This window comes from Aeromonas sp. V90_14 (genome assembly GCF_029967615.1).
GTDB lineage: Bacteria > Pseudomonadota > Gammaproteobacteria > Enterobacterales > Aeromonadaceae > Aeromonas > Aeromonas hydrophila.
In genome coordinates, this window is record NZ_JASCAS010000030.1 from 47,356 (window position 1) to 64,176 (window position 16,821).

The window sequence follows — 16,821 nt, forward strand, 5'->3', positions numbered from 1 at the left end:
GAGCCACACTGGTTGCTACTGTTATTCAGACGAACCCGATGGCGGCCGATAACCGGAATAAGCGGTGGCGGTTTTCATCGATCAACGGATAGCGGGCTGTGCAGCCGTCTGCCGCTGTCATTTCTCAACATCAGGCTGGAATGCCCCGCACCCTGCGGGGCGGCAAGACAAGGATGGTCTCCATGCTGCAGGACAGCGACACGATCAGGATCTCGGACGTCAGCGAGGCCGTGATACACGGCATTCTGGCGGTGGTGAGCGACGGGATCTGGGACTGGAATGCCAACACCGGCTTCGTCTATCGCAACCCGGGCTGGTATCAGATGCTGGGCTACGAAGCCCACTCCCTGGGCAACAACGTCTTCACCTGGGAGAGCGTGATCCACCCCGACGACATGGATCGGGTGATGGCCAGCTTCGATGCCTACCTGAGCGGCGCCGCCCCCGACTACCGGGTCGAGTATCGCTGCCGCAGCCGCGGCGGCGACTATATCTGGATTGAGGATTGCGGCCGCATCATCGCCCGCAACCCGGATGGGTCGGTGGCCCGGATGATCGGTGCCCATCGCAACATCCACGCCCAGAAGCTGCTGCTGGAGCAGCTGGAGCGGCGCAACCACACCCTGGAGCAGCAGATTGCCGAGCGCACCGCCGAGCTGGTGCGGCTCAACGAGGCGTTGCAGCAGAAGGCGGAGGAGAACCGCCAGCTGGCGGAGACCGACGCCCTGACCGGTGCCGCCAGCCGCTACCGGCTGGAGCGGGCCATCCGCCAGGAGTGCGAGCGGGCCAAGCGCTTTCACCAGCCCTTCTCCGTCATCGCCATGGACGTGGATGACTTCAAGCAGATCAACGACAACCACGGCCACCACGCCGGGGATCAGACCCTGATCAACATAGTGGCGCTGGTACGCGGCCATATCCGCGAAATCGACCTGATTGCCCGCTGGGGCGGCGACGAGTTCATGGTGGTGCTGCCCAATACCGGCCGGCTCGATGGCCGGCTGGTGGCCGACAAGCTGCGGGAGCTGCTGGTGCAGTCGCGGGTCTGCCAGCACTTCGACATCACCATGAGCTTCGGGCTGGCCGAGTACCAGCCGGACGAGCCCATGAGCCAGCTGATGGTGCGGGTGGATCGGGCCCTCTACCAGGCCAAGCTGACGGGCAAGAACCAGATCTGCGAGTAGTCCGCCCATAGCCGGCGTCGGCGGTCCGGCTAAGCCGCCGCCATGTCGGATTATTCTGGTTATCCCCCCCGAATGCGTCTTGACCGATCGATCGCCTTGACTCCGATCGAGGGCGCTGGTCTGATGCGCGCTCTTTAATCCCCCGCGAGAGATGAAACGATGAAAAAGAGCATCCTGGTTGCCCTGACTGCACTGCCGCTGATGGCCAACGCCGGTCTGATGGATTCCCTGACCGACACAGTGACCAGCAGCGTGACCAGCACTGCCAAAGAGATGGCCGGCTCCGCCATGGACAGCGCCTCCAATGAAGCGATCAAGAAGGCGCTGGACATCAAGGAAGGCGGCTCCAACAAGCAGGCCATCAAGGACAAGCTGGGCGCACCGGCCAGCACCAAGACCGAAGCCGGTCTGGAAGTGTGGACCTATGACCTGGGCGCCCTGAACAAGGTTTCCCCCATGCTGGCAGAGACCTCCAAGACCCTGTTCAAGGATGCCGAAGCCGCTCAGAAGAACGTGCTCATCAAGTTCGAAGGCGAGACCGTCAAGACCCTGAACCTGGTCGACAAGACCAAGGCTTGAGTCTGAACGACGTGCATGAAAAAAGGGGCCCGCGGGCCCCTTTTTGCTGCCTGATGCGGCCATCAAACCTTGAAGCGATGTACCAGCGCCAGCAACTGGCGATTGGAGCTGAGCAGCGCCGCTGCACTCTGTTCGGTGTGCTGGCCGTTTTCCAGCAGCAGGTTGAGCATGTCGCGAATGCTCACCATGTTGCGGTTGATCTCCTCGGTTACCCGGCTCTGCTCCTCGGCGGCGGTGGCGATCTGGCTGCTGAGGTCGTGGATCCGCACCACTGAGTCGGCCATGTTGTCGAGCCCCCCCGTCACCTGGCCCGTGGTATCTGCTGCCGTCTGACAGCTGCGCTTGGTATGTTCCATGGCGACCACGGCTTCGGCGACGCCCTGGGTGAGGCGCGACAGCATGCTGCCCACCTCGGCCGTGCTGTTCTGGGTGCGCGCGGCCAGGGCACGCACCTCGTCGGCGACCACTGCGAACCCGCGTCCCTGTTCACCGGCCCGCGCCGCCTCGATGGCGGCATTGAGCGCCAGCAGGTTGGTCTGGGCAGCGATGCCGCCGATCACCCCGAGCACGCTGCCGATCTGCTGGGCATCCTCCTGCATCTCCAGCACCTTGGCGGCCGCCAGATCCACCTCGTCGATCAGGGCCACCACGCTGGCGGAAGCCGATCCCACCACTGTGCGTGAATTGGCGGCCTGGCCGTTGGCGGCGTCGGTGAAGCTGGCCGAATCGCTGGCGTGTTGCGCCACGCTGTCGGCGGTGGAGCTGAGCTCGGTGAGTGCGGTGACCACCTGCTCCGTCTCGGCGGCGTGTTCGTTCAGGATCCGCCTGGCCTGGCCGGTCTGCTGATCGAGGCGTGCCAGCTCCTGGGTGATGAGATCGGTGGCGTCCGTCACCTGTACCATCATCTGCTGCAGATAGGCGATGAAGCGGTTCACCGACAGGGCGATGTGATCCAGCTCATCGTGCCCCTTCACCTGAATGCGGGCGGTCAGGTCGGCATCACCGGCACTGAGGGCATCAATATTCTGCTTGAGGGTCTGCAGCCGGTTGCCGAGTTGACTGACGGCGAGCAACATCAGCCCGAACAGCAGTCCTACCAGTGGCAGCTGGATAGAGGCCAGGGTGGTGAGCACGTCCCTGCTGTCTTGTGTCAGCAGGCTGGTTGGCAGGGCAGTCGCCAGCAACCAGGGCGTCCCCTCGATGGCTTGCAGCAGCAGGGTCTGTTCTTCCCCCTGATCCTGGAAAGTGGTGCGCAACTGCGCCTGGCTGCGGGCTTGACCGAGCAGGCCGGCAATGGCGCTGGCGAAGGGATAATCGGCGTGAGCGGAGAGATTGCCCAGCACCACATCACCGTTCAGGCGGGCGTTTCGGCTCAGGATCTTGCCGTCAGCCTCGACGATCATCACCTGGCCACCGATCTCCTGCTCCTTGCTGGCCACCAGATCGTTGAAGAAGCCCAGGGTCACGTCTATGGTCGACACCCCGAACAGGGTGCCATTACGGTAGATCCCCATGGCGCAGTTGGTTCTCGGTTGCTGGCTGGCGCCGTCCTTGTAGGCGGCGGCCCAGGCACACATGCCTTGAGGGGCTTGCTGTCCCGCCTTGTGCCAGGGTTGTTCGAAGTAGTTGGGGGCCTCAGCCGAGTTCCAGTAGGTGTTGGGGATCAGCTTGTTGGCTGTATCTCTGTGATAGAAGGTGCTGAACTTGGCGCGACCGGCTTCCCGCTGATCCGGCAGTGGCCAGATGCCGCCGCCAAACACCATGGCATTGCCGTATTGATCGATCAGCGCTGGCAGCAGAGCATCGATCTGTTCGCTCGGCAGCTGGGCGACTAGCTGGGTGATGCTGCGGGACTGGCTCTGCACCCCGTTGAGCTGATCGCGGATGTCGGTGGCGATCTCGCTGACCCGCAGTGCCACGTTCTGTTCACCGGCCTTCTGCAGCGCTGGTTTGATCCAGAGCTGGATGCCAAATACCGTCAGGGCACACACCAGCGCCATGAATCCCACAAAAACGGCGCTATAGCGCCCCTTGATTGTCCCCAGACTCCACCCCATAACGACTCCTGTCTTTTGTTGGCTCGCCGATGTGCGACCTTGTTATGCGAGGCGCCATTATTAGCTATTTCGAACATAAAACGTTTGTTATCGCTCACAGAACTCGGAGCAGGGAGGAAGGGAAGTAAGGGATGTTGGAGTGGAGTTCGGCGGGTAACCGGCCGAGCGGGAGGGCGGAACGAAAAAAGGGTGGCCGAGGCCACCCTGTTGCAGGTCGAAGTGCGTTTACTGATGCGCTTCGGCGAACTGCTTCATCGCTTCGGCGTGCTTGGTCATGCCGTCGGCACGCAGGCTCAGGTTCTTCACGAATTCAGCCTTCTTGGCCGGATCTTCGATCTTGTCGTAACGCTGCTGCAGGTGAGTCTGGATCTGCTCCGGCGTCATGTTCTGCATGCGGGCCATCTTGTCGTGGCGGCCGCCATGGTGCTTGCCGCCCATCATGCCGCTGCCATCCATCGGGCAGTCGGTCATCATGCCGGGCTGGGCGGTGGTGACGGCTTCGCTGGCGGCATAGGCGCCGAGCGGCAGGCCAAGGATCAGGGTGGCGGTCAGCAGGGTCTTGGTCAGTTTTTTCATGGTCTATCTCCTTGCGGATTGAGTTCGGGGTCGGCTTGCTCGCCTTGACCCTAAGTAAACACCAGACTGGTGTCTGAACTTTGCCAGTTGAAGCCTATTTTGTAGCAGAGTGTGACACGGTGACGCTGTACAGGGCTTGACCGGGCGCATGCCGGACGGGAAATAAAAATACCCCGTCAGCGTCGCCCGCTGGCGGGGTATTTTTAGGCTGGGGCCGGCTTAGCGCTGGCGACCGCTGCCGACGCTGTAGGGCATGCGATAGCTGCTGCTCTCACCGTCCAGGCTGAGGGTCAGGTCACCCTGGGCCCGCATCGGCAGACGCACCTGCTGCATCCCCTGCAACTCGGCAGGCACCCGCTTGAGCACGTCGCCGGTGGCGTTGCGGATCACCAGGGTGGGGTGTGCCTCATTGCTGCTGACGGCGTCGTGCCAGTTGACGAACAGCAGACCGGGGGCGGCACTGACGTCGGCGGGCAGGGCGGCCTGGGCCAGGCCGGTGTGGGCCAGGCCGGCCAGCATTAACAGAGTCAGGCTCTTGTTGATCATGATATTGCTCTCCTTGGTATGACTCGCCGCAAGATGGCGGCAGAAAAGTCAGGGTGCGCAGCCGCCGCCTGGCGGCCGCACATCATGACGAAGGGGATTCGGTCGCTCCCTTGGCGTCGCCGCGGCCGGGGGCCCTGTCGGCGGGGGATGTCTGCTTGTGGTTCGGGGGGCTCGCCGGTTGGGGTGAGCTGCCGCTCGCCTTTCTGGCAAGGGCTTCGCTGGCGGCAAAGGCCAGCAGCAAGGGGGTGGTGAGGGCCAGCATGGCCTGTCTACTCCTGCAACCGATGGGATGGCCACAGTAAACAGCCGGCTTGTGTCTCAACTTTGCCGAACGGGCGCTTTTTTGTAGCAGAGTGTGGCATCTTGCTGATCTGGCACACTTTGACACAAACCGTCCGGCAGATTTTCGTATACTCGTGCCAGCTCTAACAGGAGAGGCCTCATGAACCAAAGCAGCACCCACATTCTGGTGGTCGACGATCACAGCGAGATCCGCGATCTGCTGAAGCGTTTTCTGGAACAGCACGGCCTGCGGGTTAGCTGTGCCCGGGATGGCAAGGAGATGAAGCGGCTGCTGGAGGAGCGGGAGTTCGATCTGCTGGTGCTGGATCTGATGATGCCGGGGGAAGACGGCCTGACCCTTTGTCGCGAGCTGCGGGCCAAGTCCAGCCTGCCGATCATCATGCTCACCGCCATGGGGGAGGAGACCGACCGCATCATAGGGCTGGAGATGGGGGCCGACGACTACCTCGCCAAACCGTTCAATCCGCGCGAGCTGCTGGCCCGCATCAAGGCGGTGATGCGCCGCACCCAGGTCGAACCGCAGCCTGCGGCCGAGACCTTGACCCGGGATCTGCGCTTCGATCGCTGGCTGCTCGACATCAACCGGCGCGAGCTGGTGGATGAGGAAGGGGTGGGCCTGAGCCTCTCCACCGCCGAATTTGACCTGCTGCGGGTCTTTCTGGAGCGGCCGCAGCGGGTGCTGAGCCGGGATCAACTGCTGGATCTGGCCCGTGGCCGCGAGGCAGTGGCGTTCGACCGGGCCATTGACACCCTGGTGAGCCGGCTGCGGCGCAAGCTGGAGCGGGATCCCAAGAACCCGGAGCTGATCAAGACCATCTGGGGTGGCGGTTACCTGTTCGCCGCCGATGTGACCCAGGTATAAGGCCGTGGGGATCCTCAAGCGTGGCTGGTCGAAACTGTGGCCCAAGGGGCTGACCGGCCAGATCATCCTGGTGGCGCTGGCCGGGCTGGTGTTGATCCAGCTGCTCAGCATCCAGATCTACCGTACGGATCGGGAGGAGGCGCTCGGCTACATCAACAGCCGCAACGCCATGCAGCGCATCGTCTCAGTGGTGCGGCTGCTGGCCCTTTCGCCCCCCTCCCTCTATGACGAAATCATCAAGGCGAGCCGCAGCGAGACCCTGCTGCTGCGTATCGCCGACGAGCCGCTGCAACCGGACAACCGCAGCCCCCGCTTCGAGCAGCTGGTGCGCTCCCGGCTGGGCTACCCCTCGACCCTGATGGTGGAGATCAGCGCCGAGCTCAAGCAGGATGCCCAGCGCAGCCGCGCCTGGCAGCACCACAGCCGGATGATGAAGGATCGCAAGGGGATGCCGCCACCGCAGGACATGCGGCTGTACGGCTCCATCCAGCTGCCACGCGGTGGCTGGCTGCAGTTCAGCTCGCTGGTGGACAAGGAGTCGGCCAGCTGGTCCTGGCAGACCACCCTCAACCTGATGCTGGTGGCGAGCCTGGTGATCGGCCTGATGATCTGGCTGTTCCGCCGCGCCACCCTGCCGCTCAAGCAACTGGCCGCCAACGCGGATCGGCTCGGCCGTGGCGAGGACATAGAGCCGCTGCGGGAAGAGGGGCCGACCGAGGTGCGCGAATCCATCCAGGCCTTCAACCGCATGCACACCCGACTTGACCGTTTCGTGCAGGACCGCACCCGGATGCTGGCGGCCATCTCCCACGATCTGCGCACCCCCATCACCAGCCTGCGGCTGCGTACCGAATTCCTGGACGAGGGGGAGGACAAGGAGCGGATCCAGCAGACCCTGCAGCAGATGGAGCAGATGCTGGCGGCGACCCTCAGCTTTGCCCGGGAGGAGGGGCAGCAGGAGGCGACCCGGGAGCTGGATCTGGTCAGCCTGCTGGAGAGCCTGTGCGACGATTATGCCGACACCGGTCAGCCGGTTACCTGCCTGGCCGAGGGCAAGCAGGTCTATGCCTGCCGCGCCAATACCCTGCGCCGGGTGCTGCAAAACCTCATCGGCAACGCCATCAAGTACGCCGGCAGCGCCGAGGTGTCGCTGGAGCGCACCGACAGCGAGCTGGTGATCCGGGTCTGCGATCAGGGGCCTGGCATCGATCCGACCAGGCTGGAGGACGTGTTCAAGCCGTTCGTGCGGCTCGACGAGGCCCGCAACACCGAATCCGGCAGCGTGGGGCTGGGGCTCTCCATCGCCCGCACCCTGGTGCACCAGCACGGCGGCGAGCTGACCCTGCACAACCGGGAACAGGGCGGGCTGGAAGCGCGCATCAGCCTGCCGCTGTAAGAGCGGTGGGAGCATGGCGGGGAGGATGGCGACCAGCCTCCTCCCCGTTTTTTATCTTGCACTTATCTGACTGAAATCACGCCTATTTCATACTCGCTCATGCTTGTTCTTCTATGCTGAAGGTGGCGATAATCGATGGCCGCACAGACGGCCAAACAGCAAGGTTGGTGCAGGGATGGCGGGCGATTCTGGTTTTCGGTGGCGAGTCTGGTGCGGGGTGTGGTTGTTGCTCTTGGCACAGGCGTGGCCCGTGTTGGCGAATACGCCCCTCAAGCCGCTCATCGTGACCAACTCCAAGGCCTGGCATCCCTTCTCCTACCTCAATGAAGAGGGGGAACCCGATGGCCTGCTGATCGATCTGTGGCGCGAATATGGCAGGGTCACCGGTCGTCCGATCCAGTTCAAGCTGGTGGACTGGCAGGCCTCGCTGGACCTGGTTCGCAACGGTCAGGCCGATGTCCATGGCGGCCTGCTCTGGTCGCCGGAGCGCAATCTGGTCTACGACTACGGTCAGGCCCTCTCCCATGTCGACTCCCAGCTCTTCTTCGCCAACTCCCTGCGTGGCTCGGACGTGAACTACTACCTGCTGCACGAGAGCGTGGGTGTGGTGACGGGGGGCTACGAGGAGTACTACGCCCGCAAGCACTTCCCCACCACGCGCCTGCGCACCTTCGATGACAACGATGCCATGTTGCGGGCGGCCTTCAGCGGCGAGCTGGATGCCTTCATCGCCGATCTGCAGGTGGCCAACTTTTACATCTACACCTCGGCGGATCCCACCCGCTTCATCCCGGTGCGCCACCTCTACAGCGACGAGATCCGTTTCGCCGTCGCCAAGGGCAACCAGGCGCTGCAGCAAGAGCTGGAGCAGGGCTTCTCCCGCATCGGCGAGGCGGATCGGGAACGGATCGTCCGCAAGTGGATGCACATCGAGACCGTCTACCCGGTCCACCTCTGGCCCTGGCTGCTGGCCATCGGCGGCCTGGTGCTGATGGCCTACATCATCCAGTTGCGGCGGGCGGTGGCCAGCCGTACCGCCGAGCTTATTCAGGCCAACGCCAGACTGGAGCGCCTTGCCGGCACCGACTCCATGACCGGCATCCTCAACCGGCGCGCATTTTTGCCGCTGCTGGAGCTGCGGCTGGCCAGCGGTCAGGCCTCGGCCCTGCTGCTGTTCGATCTCGATCGCTTCAAGGGGATCAACGATCACTTCGGTCACGGGGTGGGGGACGAGGTGTTGTCGGCCATGGTGGCGCAGGTACAGCGGGTGCTGCCCGCCAGCGCCCTGTTTGCCCGCATCGGCGGGGAGGAGTTTTGCATCAGCCTGCTGGTGGCGGACATGGCGACGCTGCAGCAGTGGGCTGCCAGGATCGGGCGGGAGGTCAATAGCCACAAGTTGCCAACCAGTGCCGGTGCGCTCGGCATCTCCATCAGCACGGGGGCGGTGTGGGTGCCGGCAGGGGGCGGGGCGGAAGGTCGACGGGTGTTGTTGCAGGCGGATCAGCTGATGTATGGCGCCAAATCGCAGGGGCGCAATACCTGGCAGGCGGCCAGCTACGTGAAAGAGTCGTCTAGCGAGCCGGGGAAATAAAAAACCGCCGCCCGGAGCGGGCGGCGGCGTGACATCAGAAGTTGTAGGTCATGCCCAGGGTGTAGCGACGACCATCCAGCACGGTACCAAAGCTGGTGTAATCCACCGTCTTGTCGAACAGGTTGTAGACGCCGGCGGTGACATCCAGGTGTTCGTTGGCCTTGTAGACCAGACCGGTGTCGAAGAAGGTGTAGGAGGGGGTACCCTCGGCCATCTTGACCCGGCTCAGGTAATCGGAGGTCTTGCTGCGGAAGTTGACCCGTGACCAGAGGCTGACGGTTTCGGTGGTCTGCCAGTCGACCGTGGTGTTGAACATGTGGCGCGGCATCTGGTTCAGCGGCTTGCCTTCCATTGCACCACTCTTCTGTTCGGACTGGGTGAAGGTGTAGCTGGAGGCCAGCGACCAGGCGTCGTTGATGGTCCAGTTGGCCGTGCCTTCCACCCCGCGCATGTTCGCCTTGTCGACGTTGATGCGGTCGCTGATGAAGTCATAGGTGTGACCGTTCAGGGTGCAGGAGGGGTCGTTCTTGCTGGTGCAGCGGCGGATCTCGGAGATCTTGTCCTCGAAGTCGGTATTGAACAGGGTCAGCCCGGTGTTCAAGCCTTGCTGACCATCCCACAGCAGGGCGATCTCCTGGCTCACGCTGGTTTCCGGTTTCAGTTCCGGGCTGCCGACCAACATGCCGTCCTGAGTGCCGCCACCGGTGGCCTGGCCCCAGTTGGCGGCCGACATGCGCAGATCCGGTGAACGATAGCCGGTGGAGACGCCCCCTTTCAGCGTCCAGGAGTCGGCCAGGTGCCAGACCCCGTACAGACGCGGGCTCCAGTGGGTGCCGTAGTTCTGGTCCTGATCCATCCGCACGCCGCCAGTCAGGGCGAAGGTGTTGGTCAGCGACCACTCATCTTCCACGAACATGGCCCAGCTCCAGCGGGTCAGCTGATTGGCGCGGTTGGCCACGTTGAGCTGGTTGCCCTGATCCTGGAGATCCTCGTAGCGATACTGGCCACCCACGCTCAGATAGTGATCCCCCAGTTCAAACTGGGTGTGAGTATCGGCGATGGTGTTGATGAGCTTCATCTGGCGGCCGGGGTTGGTGTTCTCTTCCCGCTGCAGGTAGCTGGTGGAGGAGCCAAAGTCATAGCGGCCGTCGTGGGTGATGGCGAAGTTGGTGCGCTCGTAGGTGCTCAGGCTGGGCTTTGACTTGGTCGAGAGAGATTCACCCGGCGTGCGGTTGCGATCCTGCAGGCCGCGGCTGGCCTCGAAATCGAAGCGGTTGTGCTCGTCCGGGGTCAGGCTGAAGACGGCCGTACCGCTGCGCATCTCCTGCTCGGCGAAACCGTTCTGGAACTGATCCTCGCCACGGTGGGAGAGCTGGCCGTTCACTCGCATCCCCAGCAGTCCATCCACCAGGGCGCCGGCGGTATAGGCGTTGGTCTGGAAGATGTCGCCGGACTCCTTGTTCTCCTGGAAGGTCGAATCGGCATGCAGCGAGCCCTGCCAGGCCGTCATGCTGGCGGTCTTGCGGGTGATGACGTTGATGACACCGCCCATGGCGTCAGAGCCGTAGCGGGAGGACATGGGGCCGCGCACCACTTCGATCCGCTCGATCGCCTGCAGCGGCGGGAGCCAGCCCTGCTCGATGCCGGGGCCGTCGCTGTTGGGACGGGTGCCACGGCTGTCGACCCGTTTGCCGTCGACCAGCATCAGCGTGTACTTGGAGCCCATGCCACGAATGCTGATATCGCTGCTGCTGCCACCGCCGGTGATCACCACCCCGGGCACATCCTTCAGGGCGTCGGTCACGTCGCGATAGGCGCGTTTCTCCAATTGCTCGCGGGTCACCACCGAGATGGAGGCGGCGGTATCCTCGATCTTCTGCTGGAAGCCGGAGGCGGTCACGACCATGACCTCCTGCTCGGCGGCATAGGCGTGTGATGCGAGGGCGGCGAGAATGAGCGTGGTCAGCTTGTTGCGGTGCATTGTTATCATGTTGGCCTGAACTCTTTTAGTAAGAAGATGCATTCATCCTTTGGGTGAATCGATGGGGGTCTCATCGCATCCCGCGTGAAACCAGGACCAGAAAAGGTTCAATTGGATAATCACCAAGTCGGTCGGCAGGCATTGTAGTGATCGCTGGATGATGTGTAAATGATAATTAATCTCATTAATATTGTGCGGTTATCTTCTCACCAGCAGATACTGTGACGAGGTGACAGGAAGCGGGGGCGGGACAGAGAGAAGGTTGAGAGGGTCGGCAGAGGGGGAATGGCAAATGGCAAATGGCAGACAACAAAAAACCCGCCGAAGCGGGTTTTTTCAATTCTTGCAGCGGATCGTTCCAGCCGGCATGAGCAGGCGGACCGGATCCCCGGCTTGAATTACAGAGCTACTACGTTAGCAGCAGCCGGGCCTTTCTGGCCTTGCTCGATGGTGAACTCAACGCGCTGACCTTCGTCCAGGGTCTTGAAGCCCGGGGTCTGGATGGCGGAGAAGTGAACGAACACGTCTTTGCTGCCGTCGGTCGGGGAGATGAAGCCAAAACCTTTCTCGGCGTTGAAGAACTTGACGGTACCAGTCATTTTGTTGGACATGATAATTTCCTTAAATAGTGTTTAAAGTGCCAAATGGCAATCTATGATTTTTCGTCAGCAATACGTATGGGGAGCACTAAAGAAGGAGAATTATTTGATAAGAAGAATCATGGATAATTCTTATACTAATCGCTGCTTTACTAAAATGACTGCCTAACATAACCAGGTCTGAACTACCGAACCATCGCAAAAGATTAAAACATGCCCATTTTCTTAAAGCAAATTTTATCTCGCTGCGAGTGGTCGGATATCGACGCAGCCACTCCCGGTGTGGGTGTCTGCAGCGCAGGATCCTGCGGCGTTGCAGGTCGCTGGAAGCACCATGGCAGAGAGTGGCTCTTCGCCATGGTGTGAGTTGGCAGGCTGATGTTGGTGGTGCTTGAGCGGGAGGATTGGCCGTCAGCGTTTGCTGCGAAACTTGTTGCTGACGGAGTCCACCCAGCTGAATGTCTCTGGCAACACCTGCTTGCTGGCTCGCTCCTTGGCTTTTTCCCGTGCCAGTTTGGCGGCCACTTTGGCGGCGGCAGCACGGTCTGCGACTATCTTGAGCCTGCCTTCCTCGCGGATGCGGTTGCGCTCGGCATTGCTCAGTTGATGATCTGCATTGGCCTGTGCTTTTTGGAGCAGCAGGGTGATCTCGGCCTTTTCGGCGTCGGTGAGGTCCTTCATTTCCAACTTTTTCACGGCGTGCTCCTGATGGCGGGAATGATCCACCCTACCACACCTGCCGGCCGTTTATTGCACAATCGACACCGTTTTCGAATACCGGCCTACCGGATGGTCGTTGCCGAAGGGAATGGCCCGTCGCATTCCCCTCGCACGGCTCAGCGCCGTTAACCATGCCCGCTCGGTTCAACATGGATCAGCACGACGGCGTGGGGCAGGTGTCGCATGATGCCCTGCTCTATCCGATCGCAGATGGCGTGGGAGTGTTCGATGCTCATCTCTTTTGGCAAGGTCAGGTGGAAGTCGATGTGACGACGGCGTCCGGCCTGACGGCTGCGCAGATCGTGAAAGCCGCCATGCTCCGGGCAGCACTCCTCGATCACTTTGGTGGTGATGGCCAGCTCTTCCTCGTTCATGCTGTGGTCCAGCAGGGGTTGGAACGCCTGCTTCAGCATGGCGATTGCCTCCTTTAGGATGAACAGGGCGACACAGATGGCAACAATGGGGTCAAGCAGATAGAGGTTGTAGCCCAGTCTGGCGGCAATCCAGATACCGAGCAGGCCGACGGCGACCCCGAGCGAGGTCAGTACGTCCGCCTTCAGGTGCAGTGCATCGGCGGCCAGGGCCACGGACTCTTCCTCCTTGGCCACCCGGTAGAGGTAGGCGGAGACGCCGCTGTTGACCAGTGCCGAGAACAGCATGACCAGCACACCGAGACCGACCCCCTCGATCGGGGTGGGTGTAATCAATTTGCCGACGGCCTCGAATATTATCCAGCCGGCTGCCAGCAGGATCAGCAGCGCTTCGATCACGCCGGAGACGTTTTCAATTTTGTCATGGCCATAGGGGTGGCGTTGGTCGGGGGGAATATCCGATTTGCGTACGGCCACCAGCGCGATCAATGCCGCCACCAGGTCCATGGCCGAGTGAATGGCCTCGGAAATAATACTGACGGAACCGCTCAGTATGCCGGCAAATATCTTCATGATAATCAAGGTGATATTGGAGCAAACTGAGACCAAGGCCGCTCTGGTTTTTCTGGTCATGGGACGTCCTTATTCTCGCTGGAATATTTTCACAAATAGGGCTGGATAATATCATCTTGTCCAGGGAGGCGCTGCTTTGGGTTGTAACTTTTTGTTTCTGGCGAGAGTGAGAATGCTTATCTAAATTATCTCTCATTATTTAAAGAGAATTCATTTTGGCATTCAGTGCTTTATTTCACACCACCATGAAATAAATCTGTTTGGCGTTATTTTATAAGGAATAAATCGCTTCTCCGGCCGTTCATTCCCCGCCCGGATCGGGTCAGCGGAAGCCGGTAAACACCTGCTGCCACTGGGTGATGGGATGAGGGTGGATTCTTGCGCAAGATTAGGGGTATGCTGGACTGAGTGCGATCGCAGGATCGTCACTGAAAGCGTACTGTAGTCTACGATTCGGATGGCATGCTGGAACCTGGGTTCCAACTGTCTGGGTAACATTTTTGGAGTTTGATGATGAGTAACAAAGAACATCACAACGGCAAAGATGCCAAGAAAAAACCGCAGATGTCACTGAAAGAGAAGCGCGAAGCCAAACGTCAGAAAGCAGATCTGAAAAATGGCGGCGCGATGAAGTAACGCTCCCCATGCTGTAGTTCCTTTGGAGCCAGTAACAAAAAGCCAGCCTTTTCGGGCTGGCTTTTATGTTTTCAGGAGGCTCAGGGCGTGGCCCCGTAGCGGGCAAATATGCGCTGATAACGGCCATCGGCCCGCATGGCATCGAGCCGGCGATCGAACCAGCGCTGCTGCGCCGCCTGGCGAAAGGCAAAATGGTAGTGAGTCGGAGCAAACAGATCGTATTGCCGGACCCGGCCGGGAGCATAGAGCTCGGCCCCATATTTGCTGTTGGCCAGCTGTGCCAGATAGTAATAGAAAACCCGCTGCTCCAGGATCACCGCATCCACCCGCCCCAGCATCAACCTGTGCACCTGCCCCTGCTGTTTGGCGACCTCCTCGTAACGGGGATTCTGGTCAGCCATGCTGGCAAAGGCGCCTCCCAGCACCTGACGGGCACGCTGGAAGGCACTCACCCTCAGTGTCTTCATGTCGTCCAGAGTGCTGATGTGGGTTTTGTTGAGGGTGAACACCCGATTGTGGAAAGCGATCACCGGCTGCGACAGGAAGACGTCGTGCAACATGCCGGGTTTGACGTTGATGATGGCATCGAGCTTGCCGGACTCCAGCATGCGGAAGGTGCGCTCCAGCGGCAGATATTCGAATTGAGGCTCATAGCCGCTGTCCCGAAAGGCCTCTCTCATCAGGTCGAGCTCGATCCCGCGACCCTCTTCCTCGATCACATAGGGCGGGATGGCGAAGCTGACCCCCACTCGCAATGGCTCGCCGGCCAGCAGCAAGGATGGCAGCAACAGGGTGGCGCAAGCCGCCACGCACAACAAGATTCGATACCAAGACCCCATGCGTTCTCTCTGGCAACTGGATTGCCCCGATCATAATCCCAAGGCGAATGATATGAGAAAAATAGCTGGCAAGGCCGGCCAGGAGGCTGGATTGCGCGCCACGTCTGCGTCAATAACAGGCAAAAAAAGGCCCTGCATGAACAGGGCCTCCGGGATCTGACGTTGCTTAGAACGGAATGTCGTCGTCGAAGTCCATCGGCGGCTCATTGTACACCGGCGGTGCAGACTGCGGCTGCTGGGCCGGACGAGCGTAGCCGCCCTGTTGCTGCATGTTCTGCTGCGGAGCCTGGGCAGGACGCGCCTGGTTCATCGGCTGCTGGGACTGCATGCCCTGCTGCTGACCCCAGTTGCCCTGAGACTGGCCACCCATGCCCTGGCCGGCGCCGCCTTGCGGACGGCCACCCAGCATCTGCATCACGCCGCTGAAGCCATCGACCAGCACTTCGGTGGTGTAACGCTCCTGGCCGCTTTGATCCTGCCACTTGCGGGTCTGCAGCTTGCCTTCAACATAGACTTGGGAGCCTTTCTTCAGGTACTCGCCAGCCACTTCGGCCAGTTTGCCCATGAAGACAACACGGTGCCACTCGGTACGCTCTTTCTGCTCACCGGTCTGCTTGTCGCGCCAGGTGTCGGAGGTGGCCAGGGTGATATTGGTCACGGCACCGCCGCTCGGCATGTAGCGCACTTCCGGGTCTTGCCCCAGGTTACCGATCAGAATGACTTTATTGATGCCTCGACTGGCCATAATCTCTCTTCCACCCTTTATATACCGGCCGGGCCATATGCCCGGGCCAATTCAACATATCGTTTGTTTTCTGTGAGATAGGCGATGCTGCAGGGCGGCCCCGCCACTCATGTGATGACTGTGTCCGGTTCAGCGCGCCAGTTGGCCGCCTCCCCGTTTTCAGATTTTGCCCGCAATAGTAACAGTTGGGGAGAAAGAGCGCACATCTTCCTGACGCTCCATCCCGTGTCCGCCGAACGAAGGATTAACTTACACGAGGCCGACCTTGGCCAGCAAGTGAACAGCAACGGGGAGTCATATCATCGAACGGTCGAGGCGAGAAGGGGGGCCGGAGGTCGGTGTGACAGCCCCTGTCTAGCCAGGGGCCAGTATTTCACCCAAATGGGGGGGCTCGGCTAGTTATTTGTATTGCTTGGAAAATTGGTGAGTTTCAAAGGAGGCGCATCGGCGTCTAATACTTTTTTAATGCTGCAGCCTGCAGGGGGCTTGGTACTCTCTGCTGCCGAAAAACACCATGGCCGGAATGTTCAAGGACCAGCGCTTCATGATCACCCCATATCCCATCGTATTGGTAACCGAAGACAATGCGCAGGCGACCAGCTTTCAGAGCTACCTGGCCGCACAGCTGGCTCTGCCCATTCTGCTGGTGAGTGCACTGGAAGCCCTGCCTCAAGCGGATGAACTCGAGCCGCATCCGTTGTTTCTGGTGGATCTGGATTACCTCAAGTCGAGCCAGCAAACGGGGTGGCCACGGGAGATCTCCAGCCGCTTCGGGGAAGCCAATACCGTGCTGCTCAATGCCCCCACCAGTACGGATCGGGAGTTGCTGCTGATGTGGCCCCATACCAGCGGGCTCTTCTTCTGTCAGGATCCGCTGGATCGGCTGGTGCTCGGCATTCGCAAGGTGCTGGAGGGGGAGTACTGGATCCCGCGCCATCTGCTGTGCGATCTGGTCAACTACTACCGCAAGGGCGGGGAACACCACCTGCGCAATCAGACGCTGCTGACCGTGCGCGAGCAGGAGATCATTCGCTACCTGATGACGGGGGCCTCCAATACCGAGATTGCCGACAGCCTGTTTGTGAGCGAGCACACCATCAAGTCTCACCTCTACAATGTCTTCAAGAAATTGAACGTGAAGAACCGCCTGCAGGCGGTGAGCTGGGCCAAGGAGTATCTGTGAAATCGATGGGGATGATGGATAAAACCTGTCTATTCATCCAGTAGTCTCTATGCCATACTGACTCGCTCAGGTTTCCGTAT

General features: G+C 60.9%; 17 protein-coding genes. 7 read left to right on the plus strand and 10 right to left on the minus strand.

The window, feature by feature from the left end:
- Positions 1-182 precede the first annotated feature (182 nt).
- Positions 183-1,184, plus strand: coding sequence for a diguanylate cyclase (locus QLG02_RS11415; protein WP_282465222.1), 1,002 nt, complete (start codon positions 183-185; stop codon positions 1,182-1,184).
- A gap of 159 nt (positions 1,185-1,343) precedes the next feature.
- On the plus strand, positions 1,344-1,763 hold the full coding sequence (locus tag QLG02_RS11420) for a hypothetical protein (RefSeq protein ID WP_011707651.1): 420 nt from the start codon (positions 1,344-1,346) through the stop codon (positions 1,761-1,763).
- Positions 1,764-1,825: 62 nt separating this feature from the next.
- Here the strand turns inward: QLG02_RS11420 and QLG02_RS11425 are convergent, their stop codons facing one another.
- The 4 genes from QLG02_RS11425 to QLG02_RS11440 all read right to left on the minus strand — a co-directional run bounded on the left by QLG02_RS11425 (position 1,826) and on the right by QLG02_RS11440 (position 5,204).
- Complete coding sequence (locus QLG02_RS11425; RefSeq protein WP_282465212.1) at positions 1,826-3,820, minus strand: methyl-accepting chemotaxis protein; 1,995 nt, start codon at positions 3,818-3,820, stop codon at positions 1,826-1,828.
- 225 nt (positions 3,821-4,045) lie between these two features.
- Positions 4,046-4,396 (minus strand): hypothetical protein, encoded by a 351-nt coding sequence (locus tag QLG02_RS11430; protein WP_011707650.1) that lies wholly within the window; start codon positions 4,394-4,396, stop codon positions 4,046-4,048.
- Positions 4,397-4,615: 219 nt separating this feature from the next.
- Complete coding sequence (locus tag QLG02_RS11435) at positions 4,616-4,942, minus strand: hypothetical protein (protein WP_011707649.1); 327 nt, start codon at positions 4,940-4,942, stop codon at positions 4,616-4,618.
- 82 nt (positions 4,943-5,024) lie between these two features.
- Positions 5,025-5,204, minus strand: coding sequence for a hypothetical protein (locus QLG02_RS11440; protein WP_244089851.1), 180 nt, complete (start codon positions 5,202-5,204; stop codon positions 5,025-5,027).
- Positions 5,205-5,384: 180 nt separating this feature from the next.
- On the opposite strand from QLG02_RS11440, the gene QLG02_RS11445 reads away from it, so the two are divergent.
- From QLG02_RS11445 to QLG02_RS11455, 3 genes are all read left to right on the plus strand, one after another.
- Positions 5,385-6,107, plus strand: coding sequence for a response regulator (locus tag QLG02_RS11445; protein WP_011707648.1), 723 nt, complete (start codon positions 5,385-5,387; stop codon positions 6,105-6,107).
- Between the two features lie 4 nt (positions 6,108-6,111).
- Positions 6,112-7,503 (plus strand): ATP-binding protein, encoded by a 1,392-nt coding sequence (locus QLG02_RS11450; protein ID WP_257686122.1) that lies wholly within the window; start codon positions 6,112-6,114, stop codon positions 7,501-7,503.
- A 103-nt stretch (positions 7,504-7,606) separates the two neighbouring features.
- Positions 7,607-9,094 carry a sensor domain-containing diguanylate cyclase gene (locus QLG02_RS11455; RefSeq protein WP_282465213.1) on the plus strand — a complete coding sequence of 496 codons (1,488 nt, stop codon included), beginning with the start codon at positions 7,607-7,609 and terminating at the stop codon, positions 9,092-9,094.
- Between the two features lie 34 nt (positions 9,095-9,128).
- Here the strand turns inward: QLG02_RS11455 and QLG02_RS11460 are convergent, their stop codons facing one another.
- The 4 genes from QLG02_RS11460 to QLG02_RS11475 form a co-directional block, all read right to left on the minus strand.
- On the minus strand, positions 9,129-11,075 hold the full coding sequence (locus tag QLG02_RS11460) for a ligand-gated channel protein (protein ID WP_282465223.1): 1,947 nt from the start codon (positions 11,073-11,075) through the stop codon (positions 9,129-9,131).
- Positions 11,076-11,473: 398 nt separating this feature from the next.
- The gene (locus tag QLG02_RS11465) at positions 11,474-11,686 is read right to left on the minus strand and encodes a cold-shock protein (RefSeq protein WP_011707644.1); all 213 of its coding nucleotides are present in this window, start codon (positions 11,684-11,686) and stop codon (positions 11,474-11,476) included.
- A 399-nt stretch (positions 11,687-12,085) separates the two neighbouring features.
- The gene (locus QLG02_RS11470; protein WP_024946369.1) at positions 12,086-12,370 is read right to left on the minus strand and encodes a DUF3811 domain-containing protein; all 285 of its coding nucleotides are present in this window, start codon (positions 12,368-12,370) and stop codon (positions 12,086-12,088) included.
- A gap of 149 nt (positions 12,371-12,519) precedes the next feature.
- Complete coding sequence (locus tag QLG02_RS11475) at positions 12,520-13,398, minus strand: cation diffusion facilitator family transporter (RefSeq protein ID WP_029305195.1); 879 nt, start codon at positions 13,396-13,398, stop codon at positions 12,520-12,522.
- 453 nt (positions 13,399-13,851) lie between these two features.
- Here QLG02_RS11475 and QLG02_RS11480 point away from each other — a divergent pair, with 453 nt between their 5' ends.
- Positions 13,852-13,974 (plus strand): hypothetical protein, encoded by a 123-nt coding sequence (locus QLG02_RS11480; protein ID WP_011707641.1) that lies wholly within the window; start codon positions 13,852-13,854, stop codon positions 13,972-13,974.
- Between the two features lie 80 nt (positions 13,975-14,054).
- Here the strand turns inward: QLG02_RS11480 and QLG02_RS11485 are convergent, their stop codons facing one another.
- Both QLG02_RS11485 and QLG02_RS11490 read right to left on the minus strand, forming a co-directional pair.
- A complete protein-coding gene (locus QLG02_RS11485; RefSeq protein ID WP_011707640.1) occupies positions 14,055-14,813 on the minus strand; it encodes a transporter substrate-binding domain-containing protein in 759 nt (252 codons plus the stop codon).
- Between the two features lie 166 nt (positions 14,814-14,979).
- Positions 14,980-15,558: a single-stranded DNA-binding protein gene (locus QLG02_RS11490; RefSeq protein WP_011707639.1), complete on the minus strand. Its 579-nt coding sequence runs from the start codon at positions 15,556-15,558 to the stop codon at positions 14,980-14,982.
- 523 nt (positions 15,559-16,081) lie between these two features.
- On the opposite strand from QLG02_RS11490, the gene QLG02_RS11495 reads away from it, so the two are divergent.
- Complete coding sequence (locus QLG02_RS11495) at positions 16,082-16,741, plus strand: LuxR C-terminal-related transcriptional regulator (RefSeq protein WP_282465224.1); 660 nt, start codon at positions 16,082-16,084, stop codon at positions 16,739-16,741.
- Positions 16,742-16,821 lie beyond the last annotated feature (80 nt).

Excerpts from the sequence above, each read along its gene's own strand:
- QLG02_RS11415 (WP_282465222.1), top strand. The coding sequence starts at position 183 with ATGCTGCAGGACAGCGACACGATCAGGATCTCGGACGTCAGCGAGGCC.
- QLG02_RS11460 (WP_282465223.1), bottom strand. The coding sequence starts at position 11,075 with ATGCACCGCAACAAGCTGACCACGCTCATTCTCGCCGCCCTCGCATCA.
- QLG02_RS11430 (WP_011707650.1), bottom strand. The coding sequence starts at position 4,396 with ATGAAAAAACTGACCAAGACCCTGCTGACCGCCACCCTGATCCTTGGC.
- QLG02_RS11435 (WP_011707649.1), bottom strand. The coding sequence starts at position 4,942 with ATGATCAACAAGAGCCTGACTCTGTTAATGCTGGCCGGCCTGGCCCAC.
- QLG02_RS11425 (WP_282465212.1), bottom strand. The coding sequence starts at position 3,820 with ATGGGGTGGAGTCTGGGGACAATCAAGGGGCGCTATAGCGCCGTTTTT.
- QLG02_RS11440 (WP_244089851.1), bottom strand. The coding sequence starts at position 5,204 with ATGCTGGCCCTCACCACCCCCTTGCTGCTGGCCTTTGCCGCCAGCGAA.
- QLG02_RS11445 (WP_011707648.1), top strand. The coding sequence starts at position 5,385 with ATGAACCAAAGCAGCACCCACATTCTGGTGGTCGACGATCACAGCGAG.
- QLG02_RS11495 (WP_282465224.1), top strand. The coding sequence starts at position 16,082 with ATGTTCAAGGACCAGCGCTTCATGATCACCCCATATCCCATCGTATTG.
- QLG02_RS11490 (WP_011707639.1), bottom strand. The coding sequence starts at position 15,558 with ATGGCCAGTCGAGGCATCAATAAAGTCATTCTGATCGGTAACCTGGGG.
- QLG02_RS11420 (WP_011707651.1), top strand. The coding sequence starts at position 1,344 with ATGAAAAAGAGCATCCTGGTTGCCCTGACTGCACTGCCGCTGATGGCC.
- QLG02_RS11485 (WP_011707640.1), bottom strand. The coding sequence starts at position 14,813 with ATGGGGTCTTGGTATCGAATCTTGTTGTGCGTGGCGGCTTGCGCCACC.
- QLG02_RS11465 (WP_011707644.1), bottom strand. The coding sequence starts at position 11,686 with ATGTCCAACAAAATGACTGGTACCGTCAAGTTCTTCAACGCCGAGAAA.
- QLG02_RS11480 (WP_011707641.1), top strand. The coding sequence starts at position 13,852 with ATGAGTAACAAAGAACATCACAACGGCAAAGATGCCAAGAAAAAACCG.
- QLG02_RS11475 (WP_029305195.1), bottom strand. The coding sequence starts at position 13,398 with ATGACCAGAAAAACCAGAGCGGCCTTGGTCTCAGTTTGCTCCAATATC.